Here is an 11,564-nt window from a genome sequence, read left to right as displayed (position 1 = left end):
GCCTGTCGGATGCCCCGCCTCAGCGGGATCCGACAGGCTCGACCTGCAGTGGTGGTGCGACTACGGCTTGCCGCGCATGACGGCCTGCTTGACCTCGGCGATCGCCTTGGTCACCTCGATGCCTCGGGGGCACGCCTCGGTGCAGTTGAAGGTCGTGCGGCACCGCCACACTCCCTCTTTGTCGTTGAGGATGTCGAGACGCGTCTGCGCGTTGTCGTCACGCGAGTCGAAGATGAAGCGGTGGGCGTTCACGATCGCCGCGGGGCCGAAGTACTGGCCGTCGGTCCAGAAGACGGGGCACGAGGAGGTGCACGCCGCGCAGAGGATGCACTTGGTGGTGTCGTCGAAGATGGCACGCTCGGCGACCGACTGCACGCGCTCCTTGCCGGGTTCGGGCTTCGAGTTCGCGACGAGGAAGGGCTGCACGTCGCGGAAGCTCGCGAAGAACGGCTCCATGTCGACGATGAGGTCCTTCTCGAGCGGTAGGCCCTTGATGGCCTCCACGTAGATGGGCTTCGAGATGTCGAGGTCCTTGATGAGCGTCTTGCAGGCCAGGCGGTTGCGGCCGTTGATGCGCATCGCGTCGGATCCGCAGATACCGTGCGCGCACGAGCGACGGAACGTGAGCGAGCCGTCCTGCTCCCACTTGATCTTGTGCAGGGCGTCGAGCACGCGGTCGGTCGCGTACATCTCGACGTCGAAGTCCTGCCAGCGCGGCTCGGTGTCGACGTCGGGGTCGAAGCGGCGGATCAGGAACGTGACGGTGAACGACTGGATCGCGTCCGTCGGCGGGGTCTCGAGCGTTGCGGTGCTCACGTCAGTACTTCCTCTCCATGGGCTGGTAGCGGGTGATCGTCACCGGTTTCCAGTCGAGTCGGATGTGGTCGGCGGCATCCGACGAGTGCGCGTCGCCCGACAGGTACGCCATCGTGTGCTGCATGTAGTTGGCGTCGTCGCGGTTCGGGTAGTCGTCGCGCATGTGGCCGCCGCGGCTCTCTTTCCGGTTGCGGGCCGAGTACACGACGACCTCGGCGAGGTCGAGGAGGAACCCGAGCTCGACGGCCTCGAGCAGGTCGGTGTTGAAGCGCTTGCCCTTGTCGTGCACGGCGACGTTCCGGTACCGGTCGCGGAGGCCCGCGATGACCGTGGTGACGTGCTCGAGCGACTCGTCGGTGCGGAACACCTGGGCGTTCTTGTCCATCTCGTCCTGCAGTTCCTTGCGGATCGCAGCGATGCGCTCGGTGCCGTCGGAGTCGCGGAGTTGCTCCAGCATGCCGCGCACGGCCGCGGCCGGGTCGTCGGGGAGGGGAGTGAACTCGGCCGTCTTCACGTACTCGACCGCGTTGCGGCCGGCGCGCTTGCCGAAGACGTTGATGTCGAGCAGGGAGTTCGTGCCGAGACGGTTCGAGCCGTGCACCGAGACGCAGGCGCACTCGCCCGCGGCGTACAGGCCGGGCACGACGGTGTCGTTGTCGGAGAGCACCTCTGCGGCGACGTTGGTCGGGATGCCGCCCATGGCGTAGTGCGCGGTCGGCATGACGGGCACGGGCTCGAACACGGGGTCGACGCCGAGGTAGGTGCGTGCGAACTCGGTGATGTCGGGCAGCTTCGTCTCGAGCACCTCTGCGCCGAGGTGGGTGCAGTCGAGGAGCACGTAGTCCTTGTGCGGCCCGGCGCCGCGGCCCTCGGCGACCTCCTGCACCATGCAGCGCGCGACGATGTCGCGCGGCGCCAGGTCTTTGATGGTCGGCGCGTAGCGCTCCATGAAGCGCTCGCCCGAGGCGTTGCGGAGGATCGCGCCCTCGCCGCGGGCGCCCTCGGTGAGGAGGATGCCGAGGCCGGCGAGACCGGTCGGGTGGAACTGGAAGAACTCCATGTCCTCGAGCGGCAGCCCCTTGCGCCAGATGATGCCGACGCCGTCGCCCGTGAGGGTGTGCGCGTTCGACGTCGTCTTGTAGATCTTGCCGAAACCGCCCGTCGCGAAGATCACGGCCTTGGCCTGGAAGACGTGCAGCTCACCCGAGGCGAGGTCGTAGGCCACGACGCCCGACGGCTTCTGGACGCCGTCGACCTCGGTCATGACGAGGTCGAGCACGTAGTACTCGTTGAAGAAGTTGATGCCGAGGCGCACGCAGTTCTGGAACAGCGTCTGCAGGATCATGTGACCCGTGCGGTCGGCGGCGTAACAGGCACGGCGAACCGGAGCCTTGCCGTGGTCGCGGGTGTGGCCGCCGAAGCGTCGCTGGTCGATCTTGCCCTCGGGCGTGCGGTTGAACGGCAGGCCCATGTTCTCGAGGTCGATGACCGCGTCGATCGCCTCCTTCGCGAGGATCTCCGCAGCATCCTGGTCGACGAGGTAGTCGCCGCCCTTGACGGTGTCGAAGGTGTGCCACTCCCAGCTGTCCTCCTCGACGTTCGCGAGCGCCGCGGCCATGCCGCCCTGCGCCGCACCCGTGTGCGAGCGAGTGGGGTAGAGCTTCGAGATGACCGCGGTCTTCGCACCGGGGCCGGCCTCGATCGCCGCGCGCATGCCGGCGCCGCCGGCGCCCACGATGACGATGTCGAACTGGTGGTAGTGGACGCCGTCGATGACCGTGGTCTCGGCGTCGGCGCTCTGGGTGTTCACGGATCTCCTAAGCGGCGCAGAACGAGGGAAGCAGATCGGCGGGTGCGCCGACGGGGCAGGGCTCGAAGGTGAAGACGACGAGCGTGCCGAGGATGATGAGCACGGCGGCGGCGGCGAAGAGGGCGCCCTTCAGCACCTTCTGCACGACGCCCGGGCTCGTGTAGTCGTTGACGATCGTGCGCATGCCGTTGGCGCCGTGGATGAGGGCGAGCCAGAGCATCAGCACGTCCCACCACTGCCAGAACGGGTCGGCCCACTTGCCGCCGACGAAGCCGAAGTCGATGGCCTTGACGCCGTCGCCGACCATGAGGTTCATGAAGAGGTGTCCGAAGATGAGCACGATCAGCACGACGCCCGAGGCGCGCATGTAGATCCAGCCCCATTTCTCCAGATTGACGCCGCGGCGGCGGGGGCGGTCGGCTGGCTTCAGCGCCGACGTTTCGATGGCAGTCATGTCCCGCGGCTCCCTAGTGGCTGAAGACGTTGATGAGGTGGCGCGGCGTGAACGCGAGCATGGTCACGACCCAGAGGGCGATCACGATCCAGAAGAGGAGCTTCTGGTGGCGCGTGGCCCAGGCCCAGAAGTCCACGAGGATGATGCGCAGTCCGTTGAACGCGTGGAACACGATCGCACCGACCAGGGCGACCTCGCCGAGGCCCATGATGGGCGTCTGGTAGGTGCCGATGACCGCGTTGTACGCCTCGGGGCTGACCCGCACGAGCGCCGTGTCGAGGATGTGCACCAGAAGGAAGAAGAAGATCGCGACACCCGTGATGCGGTGCAGCACCCATGACCACATTCCCTCACGGCCGCGGTACAGCGTGCCACCAGGCTTCTGTTTCGCAGGCGTCGCGGGTGCGGTCAGGGTTCCTGCCGAAGTCTCTGGCATGAACAACCCTCCCTGGCTGTGTGAAGCGCCCCGAAGATGCCGGGGCATGACGGGCACACGGCCCGATTCGAGTGTAGACCCGGGCTGCTTCGCCCGCCGCTTAGGGCGGCCTAACTCTCTCGACGTCGAGATATCGGATGCCGCGGCATCCGTGGCCCGTGTCGTCGCCGGTCGCTCCCGTTAAGCTGTGCGGATGGACGAATCCCCGATCGACGGCTTCTACAGCGTCATCCCCGCCGGCGGCGTGGGCTCGCGGCTGTGGCCGCTCTCCCGCGCCGACGCGCCCAAGTTCCTGCACGACCTCACGGGATCGGGTCAGACCCTCCTGAAGGACACCTGGGACCGGCTCGCGCCGCTCTCGGGCGACGACCGCATCATGGTCGTCACCGGTCGCGCACACCGCGCCGCCGTCGAGGCGCAGTTGCCCGGCCTCGCCGACCACAACGTCGTGCTCGAGAGCGAGCCGCGCGACTCGACGGCCGCCATCGGCCTCGCCGCGGCGATCCTCGAGCGTCGTGAGCCGGGCGTGATCATCGGATCGTTCGCGGCCGACCACGTCATCTCGGGGGCAGCGCTCTTCCGCGCCGCGGTCGCCGACGCCGTCGCGGCGGCCCGGGCCGGCTACATCGCGACGATCGGCATCACGCCGACCGAGCCCGCCGTGGGATTCGGGTACATCGAGTGCGGTGCGCCGCTCGCCATCGAGGGGGCCGAGCGCGTCGAAGCGGTCGCGAGCTTCGTCGAGAAGCCCGACCTCGACACCGCCAAGCGCTACCTGGCCGGGCACGACCACCTGTGGAACGCCGGCATGTTCATCGCCCGCGCCGACACCCTGCTCGAGGAGATCGCGCGGAACAAGCCCGAACTGCATGCGGGCCTCCTCGAACTGGCCGAGGCCTGGGACGACCCGTCGACGCGGGGCCCGGCGGTCGACCGCATCTGGCCGCGCCTCGAGAAGATCGCGATCGACTACTCGGTCGCCGAGCCGGCCGCCGCGGCCGGTCGGCTCGCCGTCATCCGCGGGCACTTCGCGTGGGACGACGTGGGCGACTTCGCCTCGCTCGCCAAGCTCAACACCGCGGGGCGCTCCGGCGAACTCGCGATCCTCGGCGAGAACGCGCGCGTGCTGTCGGACGCCTCGAGCGGCATCGTCGTGAGCCGGTCCAAGCGGGTCATCAGCCTGATCGGCGTGCACGACATCGTCGTGGTCGACACGCCCGACGCGCTGCTCGTCACGACGAGCGAGCACGCCCAACGCGTCAAGGCGGTCGTCGACGCCCTCCGCCTCGGCGGATCCAACGACGTGCTGTAGGGCACAAGAGAAAGAGGTATCGGATGTCTCAGGGTCGAGGGTCTCACCGGCGAGCCGCCGCTCGTCGGACTGCGCTGCGCCGAAGCATCTCCGTCGGGGTCGCGATCGCCGCGGCATCCGTCGCGCTCGCGGCCTGCGCTCCCGCACCGGAACCCGGAGACGGCGGGTCGGCGAGCGAATCGTGCGTGCGCATGGTGACGAACTCGGGCGGCCTCGAGGACCGTTCGTTCAACCAGTCGAGCTGGGAAGGACTGCAGCAGGCCGAGGACGAGTACGGCATCGAAGCCGAGGCCATCGTCTCGACCGGCGAGACCGATCTCGCGCCCAACGTGTCGCAGGCCGTCGAGTCGGGGTGCGAGCTCATCGTCACCGTCGGCTGGGAGCTCGCGGAACCCACGCTCGACCAGGCGGGCGAGAACCCCGAGCTCGCCTTCGCCATCGTCGACGAGACCGTCGAGGCCGACAACGTGAAGCCCGTCGTCTTCGACACGGCCCAGGCCTCCTACCTGGCGGGCTACCTCGCGGCCGGCGTCTCGAAGACCGGGGTCGTCGCGACCTTCGGCGGCGGCAACCAGCCGCCCGTCACCTTGTTCATGGACGGCTTCGTCGACGGGGTCGCGAAGTACAACGAGGTGCACGGCACGCAGGTGCGCGTGCTCGGCTGGGACAAGGCGGCCCAGGACGGCGCGTTCACGGGCGACTTCGAAGACGTCAACAAGGGCAAGACGCTGACCGAGAGTTTCATCGACCAGGGTGCCGACGTCGTCCTGCCGGTGGCGGGCCAGGTCGGCGAGGGTGCCGCCTCGGCTGCGCTCGAACGCGGCGGGGTGTCGATCATCTGGGTCGACAGCGACGGCTACGAGTCGCTCGCGGCGAAGTACCGCCCCGTGCTCCTCACGAGCGTGCTGAAGAACACCCAGGATGCGATGGTCGAGATCGTCGGCGCGGTGCTCGACGGCTCGTTCACGAACGAGCCGTTCGTCGGCACGCTCGAGAACGGCGGGGTCGAGATCGCCGAGTACCACGATCTGGCGCCGCTCGTGACACCGGCGCTCGACGGCGAGATCGAAGGGCTGCGCCAGGCGATCATCGCCGGCGACATCGTGGTGGAGTCGCCGAGCGCGCCATGACGCCCCCGTACGCGGGGCAGGGACTGTGCTCATATGAGCACAACATCGCGTCTTGATAACCATTGGACGTCGCGCACCGCTTGCGCGGTGCAACATTCGGTAACGTGACTGCACGAGCCTCGGAACGGTCGGGGCGACAGTCTTTGGAGGACACAGTGAAGGTCACGACCAAGAGGGCCGCGTTCAGCGGTCTCGCGCTGCTCGGCGCAACCGTGCTGCTCGCCGGCTGCGCATCCGCACCCGAAGAGTCGGGCGACGACGGTGGCGAGGCCATCGACTTCATGCCCTGCATGGTGTCCGATGCCGGCGGCTTCGACGACAAGTCCTTCAACCAGCTCGGCTTCGAGGGTGCCTCGAAGGCGGCTGACGAGCTGGGCGTCGAACTGACCAAGGTGCAGTCCGACTCCGAGACCGACTACGCGCCGAACATCACGAACCTCGTCGACCAGGGCTGCGACCTCATCGTCACGGTCGGCTTCGCGCTCTCGGCCGCCACGGTCGAGTCCGCGCTCGAGAACCCCGATGTCGAGTACGTCATCATCGACGACGCGGCCGACAACGACTTCGACGGCGAGGTCGACGCGCCGAACATCAAGCCGATCCTCTTCGACACGGCCCAGGCTGCATTCCTCGGCGGCTACGCAGCTGCCGACTACACGAAGACCAACACGGTCGGCACCTTCGGCGGCATGAACTTCCCGACCGTCTCGATCTTCATGGACGGCTTCAAGCAGGGCGTCGACTACTACAACGAGCAGAAGAGCAAGGGCGTCACGGTCCTCGGCTGGGACGGCACCGACGGCCTCTTCACCGGTGGCTTCGAAGCCAACGACACCGCGCGCAACACCGCGCAGGGCCTGCTCGACCAGAACGTCGACGTGCTGCTGCCCGTCGGCGGTCCGATCTACCAGTCGGCCGCAGCGGCCATCCGCGACTCCGGCCGTGACGTCGCACTCATGGGCGTCGACGCCGACTTCACCGAGACCGACCCGTCGGTCGCCGACCTCGTGCTGACCTCGATCCTCAAGGGCATCGACGTCGGTACCTACGAGGCCGTCCTGGCCGCCGGCAACGGCGAGTTCGACCCGGCTCCGTTCCTCGGCACGCTCGAGAACGAGGGCGTCGGCCTGGCGCCGTTCCACGACTTCGAGTCGAAGGTCTCGCCGACGCTCCAGGCGGAGCTCGACGACCTGAAGGCCGCGATCATCGCGGGCGACGTCACCGTCAACTCCTACCTCGCCGGCTGAGTCGAGGCACCACGTATCGGGGAGGTCGGCTTGCCGGCCTCCCCGATCTGCGTGCGGGTGCGCATTCGCGTAGCCCGGACAACATCTGAGCAGGACCCCATTCGGTCCCACAACATCCGCGCAGCATCTCCAACGGATGCGGCACCCTCACTAGGATCGGGAGCATGAAGCTCGAACTTCGCGGCATCACGAAGCGATTCGGCAGCTTGGTCGCCAACGACCACATCGACCTCACCGTGGAGGCTGGAGAGATCCATTGCCTGCTCGGCGAGAACGGTGCAGGCAAGTCGACGCTCATGAACGTGCTCTACGGTCTCTACCAGGCAGACGACGGCGAGGTGCTCCTCGACGACGAGGTCATGCACTTCGCGGGCCCCGGCGATGCGATGGCCGCGGGCATCGGCATGGTGCACCAGCACTTCATGCTCATCCCCGTCTTCACGGTCGCCGAGAACGTCATGCTCGGCCACGAGGCGACGAAGGCCGGCGGCATCCTCGATCTCGCCACGGCTCGCGCACGGGTGCGCGAGATCTCCGATCGCTTCGGCTTCGACGTCGACCCCGACGCCCTCGTCGACGACCTCCCGGTCGGCGTGCAGCAGCGCGTCGAGATCATCAAGGCGCTCTCGCACGATGCACGGGTGCTCGTCTTCGACGAGCCGACCGCAGTGCTGACGCCGCAGGAGACCGACGAGTTGATGCAGATCATGCGTCAGCTGAAGGAGTCGGGCACCTCCATCGTCTTCATCACGCACAAGCTGCGCGAGGTGCGCGAGGTCGCCGACCGCATCACCGTGATCCGCCTCGGCAAGGTCGTCGGCGAGGCGTCGCCGACCGCGTCGAACGTCGAGCTCGCCGCGCTCATGGTCGGCCGTGCCGTCGAACTCACCGTGCACAAGGAGGAGCCGAAGATCGGCGAGGCCGCGCTCGTCGTCGAGGGGCTCAGCGTCATCGATCACATCGGCCAGCTCGTCGTCAACGACGTGAGCTTCACCGTTCGCAAGGGCGAGATCCTCGCGGTCGCCGGCGTGCAGGGCAACGGGCAGACCGAGCTCACCGAGGCACTCGTCGGGCTCCAGCCCCGGGTGCAGGGCTCCATCAAGCTCGACGGCGTCGAGCTCACGACCTCGAACGTGCGCAAGATCCTCGACGCCGGCGTCGGCTTCATCCCCGAAGACCGCAACGAAGACGGCCTCGTCGGCGAGTTCTCCATCGCCGAGAACCTCATGCTCGACCGCTCGAACGGTGCCCCCTTCGTCAAGGCGGGCAACGTCCAGCGCGGGTTCCTCGCCGAGTTCGCACGCGATCGCGTGAAGGAGTTCGACGTCCGCACCCAGGGCATCGACGAGAAGGTCGGCCGTCTCTCCGGCGGCAACCAGCAGAAGGTCGTGCTCGCTCGTGAGCTGAGCCGCGACCTGAGCCTGTTCGTCGCGGCGCAGCCCACGCGCGGCGTCGACGTCGGCTCGATCGAGTTCATCCACAAGCGCATCGTCGCCACGCGCGACGCCGGCGTCCCCGTCGTCGTCGTGTCGACCGAGCTCGACGAGGTGGCCGCCCTCGCCGACCGCATCATGGTCATGTACCGCGGCCGCATCGTCGGCATCGTGCCGGGCGACACCCCCAGAGACGTGCTCGGCCTGATGATGGCCGGCGAAGCCCCCGCAGAAGGAGCCGCCGCATGAGCGACCCCCAGCCGCCGCGGGGCGACGCCCCCGGCACCGACCACGACGCCGACGTCGCGATCGAGGAGCCGGGCGCGCTCGCTCCCGGCGCCGCGCCATCGCCCGTCACGACGGCGACGCCCGCGCCGACCGCAGGGGAGGTCGAACCACCCTCGCGCTGGCACACGATGCTGCGCCAGATCTCCACGGGCAACGCGATCATCTCGGTGCTGTCGGTCGTGCTCGCCCTCCTCGTGGGCGCGATCATGATCGCGTTCACCGACGAGCGGGTGCAGGCCGCGAGCGGGTACTTCTTCGCGCGACCCGGCGACACCTTCATCGCCATCTGGGAGTCGGTCTCCGGCGCGTACTCCGCCCTCTTCCAGGGCTCGGTCTACAACTTCCGGCGTGACACCTTCGCGGCCGGCATCCGGCCGTTGACGGAGACGCTCACCTTCGCCACGCCGCTCATCGCCGGTGGCCTCGGCGTCGGCCTCGCGTTCCGCGTCGGCATGTTCAACATCGGTGGTCGCGGCCAGATGCTCATCGCGGCATCCGTCGCCGGGTGGATCGGCTTCGCCGTCGACCTGCCGATGGGGCTCCACATGCTCGTCGCCCTCGTCGGCGGACTGCTCGGCGGCGCGCTCTGGGCCGGCATCGCCGGTCTCCTCAAGGCGCGCACCGGCGCGCACGAGGTGATCGTCACCATCATGCTGAACTACGTGGCCTTCTACCTGGTCTCCTGGATGCTGCGCACCCCCGGCCTCCTGCAGGCGCCCGGATCCTCGAACCCGAAGACGCCGGCCATGAAAGAGACGGCGATCTTCCCGCTGCTGCTCGGCCAGCAGTACAACCTGCACTTCGGCTTCATCCTCGTGATCGCGGCGACGATCCTCGTGTGGTGGATCCTCTCCCGTTCGAGCCTCGGCTTCAAGTTCCGGGCGGTCGGCGAGAACCCGAACGCGGCGCGCGTCGCGGGCATCAACGTCTCGTCGATGTACGTCTACGCCATGCTCATCGCGGGTGCGCTGCTCGGCCTCGCCGGGGTCAGCCAGGTGCTCGGCACCGTGACGACCGGTTTCACCGCCGGCATCGACGCGGGTATCGGGTTCGACGCCATCACGGTGGCGCTGCTCGGCCGGTCGACCCCGTGGGGCATCTTCATCGCCGGCATCCTGTTCGGTGCGTTCAAGGCGGGCGGCTTCTCGATGCAGGCCGCCGAGGGCGTGCCCGTCGAGATCGTGCTCGTCGTGCAGTCGCTCATCGTGCTCTTCATCGCGGCGCCGCCGCTCGTGCGCACGATCTTCCGCCTGCCCGACCCGAAGGCCGGTCCGAAACGACCGCGACCCATCGTCACGAAGGAGGTCGACGCGAAATGAGCACGACCGCAGAGCATCACCGCACGGCGCCCCAGCCCGACGCGCTCGACACCACCGTCGTGACGAGCTGGAAGGCCCCGATCGCGTTCGCCGTCTTCACGCTCCTGGCGCTCGCCCTCGCGGTGTTCGCCCCGCGCGAGGGCGTCACGAAGTTCCGGCTCTCCTCGCCCACCGATGCGGTGCAGCTGCCCGAGATCACGGTGCCGACCATGCCGGCGCTCTGGACCGTCGTGGTGCTCCTCGCCCTGGTGACGGCGTACTCCGCCTGGCTCGTCGCCTCGAAGAAGCGCGTGCCCCTCTGGACGATCGTCGTCTTCGCGATCCTCTTCATGTTCGGCTTCCTCACGTGGGCGGCCGCGGGAGCCTCGCTGCCGATGATCGGCCTGCTGTTCGGCTCGTTGAGCCTCGCCGTGCCGCTCATCTTCGGTTCGCTCGCGGGCGTGCTCGGCGAGCGCGTCGGCGTGATCAACATCGCGATCGAGGGCCAGCTGCTCGCCGGTGCGTTCACGGCCGCCGTCGTGGCCTCCATCACCGGGCAGCCCTGGTTCGGGCTCCTCGCGGCCATGGTCGCCGGCATGCTCGTCGCGTTCGTGCTCGCGGCCTTCGCGATCAAGTACTTCGTCGACCAGGTCATCGTCGGTGTCGTGCTCAACGTGCTCGTCACGGGCCTCACGAGCTTCTTCTTCTCGCAGGTGCTCGCACCGAACGCGGCACTGCTCAACACCCCGCCGCGGTTCGATCGCTGGCCGATCCCGGTGCTCGGCGACATCCCCATCATCGGGCCGGTCTTCTTCCGGCAGACGGTCGTCGTGTACCTCATGTACATCGCCGTCGCGGCGGTCTACATCGGGCTGTTCCACACGAAGTGGGGCCTCCGGCTCCGTGCCGTCGGCGAGCACCCGCAGGCCGCCGACACCGTCGGCATCAACGTCAACCGCACCCGCTTCTGGAACGTCGCCCTCGCCGGCGCGATCGCCGGCCTCGGCGGCACGTTCTTCACGATCGGCTCGGGCATCGCCTTCAACAAGGAGATGACCGCCGGCGCGGGCTTCATCGCCCTGGCGGCCGTGATCTTCGGCCAATGGGACCCGATCAAGGCGACGCTCGCCGCGCTGCTGTTCGGCTTCGCGTCGAACCTGCAGAACACCCTCTCGGTCATCGGCTCGCCGGTGCCCAGCGAGTTCATGCTCATGCTGCCCTACGTCGTCACGATCTTCGCGGTGGCCGGTCTCGTGGGCAAGGTGCGCGGCCCGGCCGCGGCGGGCAAACCGTACATCAAATCCTGATCGGGCGCGCGAAGCGCCCGGACACCGACATCC

At 68.3% G+C, this 11,564-nt stretch carries 10 protein-coding genes; 6 read left to right on the top strand and 4 right to left on the bottom strand.

The features are described from left to right. Nucleotides 1-60: 60 nt before the first annotated feature. Genes ESP57_RS04585 through sdhC form a run of 4 tightly spaced genes read right to left on the bottom strand, consistent with a single transcriptional unit; the run spans nucleotide 61 to nucleotide 3,516 of the window. A complete protein-coding gene (locus ESP57_RS04585) occupies nucleotides 61-816 on the bottom strand; it encodes a succinate dehydrogenase iron-sulfur subunit (RefSeq protein ID WP_056010041.1) in 756 nt (251 codons plus the stop codon). 1 nt (nucleotide 817) lies between these two features. Next, on the bottom strand, nucleotides 818-2,626 hold the full coding sequence (gene sdhA, locus ESP57_RS04580) for a succinate dehydrogenase flavoprotein subunit (protein WP_056010039.1): 1,809 nt from the start codon (nucleotides 2,624-2,626) through the stop codon (nucleotides 818-820). Between the two features lie 7 nt (nucleotides 2,627-2,633). Further along, a complete protein-coding gene (locus ESP57_RS04575) occupies nucleotides 2,634-3,080 on the bottom strand; it encodes a succinate dehydrogenase hydrophobic membrane anchor subunit (RefSeq protein WP_056010037.1) in 447 nt (148 codons plus the stop codon). A 13-nt stretch (nucleotides 3,081-3,093) separates the two neighbouring features. Then, on the bottom strand, nucleotides 3,094-3,516 hold the full coding sequence (gene sdhC, locus ESP57_RS04570; RefSeq protein WP_129230680.1) for a succinate dehydrogenase, cytochrome b556 subunit: 423 nt from the start codon (nucleotides 3,514-3,516) through the stop codon (nucleotides 3,094-3,096). Between the two features lie 193 nt (nucleotides 3,517-3,709). On the opposite strand from sdhC, the gene ESP57_RS04565 reads away from it, so the two are divergent. The 6 genes from ESP57_RS04565 to ESP57_RS04540 all read left to right on the top strand — a co-directional run bounded on the left by ESP57_RS04565 (nucleotide 3,710) and on the right by ESP57_RS04540 (nucleotide 11,531). Further along, nucleotides 3,710-4,828: a mannose-1-phosphate guanylyltransferase gene (locus ESP57_RS04565; protein ID WP_056010032.1), complete on the top strand. Its 1,119-nt coding sequence runs from the start codon at nucleotides 3,710-3,712 to the stop codon at nucleotides 4,826-4,828. Nucleotides 4,829-4,851: 23 nt separating this feature from the next. Further along, entirely contained in the window at nucleotides 4,852-5,958 is a 1,107-nt protein-coding gene (locus ESP57_RS04560; RefSeq protein ID WP_115957296.1) for a BMP family lipoprotein, read from the top strand. A 155-nt stretch (nucleotides 5,959-6,113) separates the two neighbouring features. Then, nucleotides 6,114-7,205: a BMP family lipoprotein gene (locus ESP57_RS04555; RefSeq protein WP_056010028.1), complete on the top strand. Its 1,092-nt coding sequence runs from the start codon at nucleotides 6,114-6,116 to the stop codon at nucleotides 7,203-7,205. A 164-nt stretch (nucleotides 7,206-7,369) separates the two neighbouring features. Continuing rightward, the gene (locus tag ESP57_RS04550; protein ID WP_115957298.1) at nucleotides 7,370-8,887 is read left to right on the top strand and encodes an ABC transporter ATP-binding protein; all 1,518 of its coding nucleotides are present in this window, start codon (nucleotides 7,370-7,372) and stop codon (nucleotides 8,885-8,887) included. Next, a complete protein-coding gene (locus ESP57_RS04545) occupies nucleotides 8,884-10,245 on the top strand; it encodes an ABC transporter permease (RefSeq protein ID WP_207904474.1) in 1,362 nt (453 codons plus the stop codon). Before ESP57_RS04550 ends, ESP57_RS04545 begins: the two co-directional genes overlap by 4 nt. Beyond that, entirely contained in the window at nucleotides 10,242-11,531 is a 1,290-nt protein-coding gene (locus ESP57_RS04540) for an ABC transporter permease (RefSeq protein ID WP_115957300.1), read from the top strand. Before ESP57_RS04545 ends, ESP57_RS04540 begins: the two co-directional genes overlap by 4 nt. Nucleotides 11,532-11,564 lie beyond the last annotated feature (33 nt).

Origin of the sequence: Agromyces fucosus (assembly GCF_004134865.1) — a bacterium.
In the GTDB taxonomy this organism is placed as follows: Bacteria; Actinomycetota; Actinomycetes; order Actinomycetales; family Microbacteriaceae; genus Agromyces; species Agromyces fucosus.
Note: the sequence above shows the minus strand (reverse complement) of the source record. Positions and strands in the feature narration are given on the sequence as shown.

What these genes read in the sequence shown, in the direction of transcription:
- ESP57_RS04575 (WP_056010037.1), bottom strand. Translation starts at nt 3,080, where the DNA reads ATGACTGCCATCGAAACGTCGGCGCTGAAGCCAGCCGACCGCCCCCGC.
- sdhC (WP_129230680.1), bottom strand. Translation starts at nt 3,516, where the DNA reads ATGCCAGAGACTTCGGCAGGAACCCTGACCGCACCCGCGACGCCTGCG.
- ESP57_RS04565 (WP_056010032.1), top strand. Translation starts at nt 3,710, where the DNA reads ATGGACGAATCCCCGATCGACGGCTTCTACAGCGTCATCCCCGCCGGC.
- ESP57_RS04560 (WP_115957296.1), top strand. Translation starts at nt 4,852, where the DNA reads ATGTCTCAGGGTCGAGGGTCTCACCGGCGAGCCGCCGCTCGTCGGACT.
- ESP57_RS04550 (WP_115957298.1), top strand. Translation starts at nt 7,370, where the DNA reads ATGAAGCTCGAACTTCGCGGCATCACGAAGCGATTCGGCAGCTTGGTC.
- ESP57_RS04545 (WP_207904474.1), top strand. Translation starts at nt 8,884, where the DNA reads ATGAGCGACCCCCAGCCGCCGCGGGGCGACGCCCCCGGCACCGACCAC.
- ESP57_RS04540 (WP_115957300.1), top strand. Translation starts at nt 10,242, where the DNA reads ATGAGCACGACCGCAGAGCATCACCGCACGGCGCCCCAGCCCGACGCG.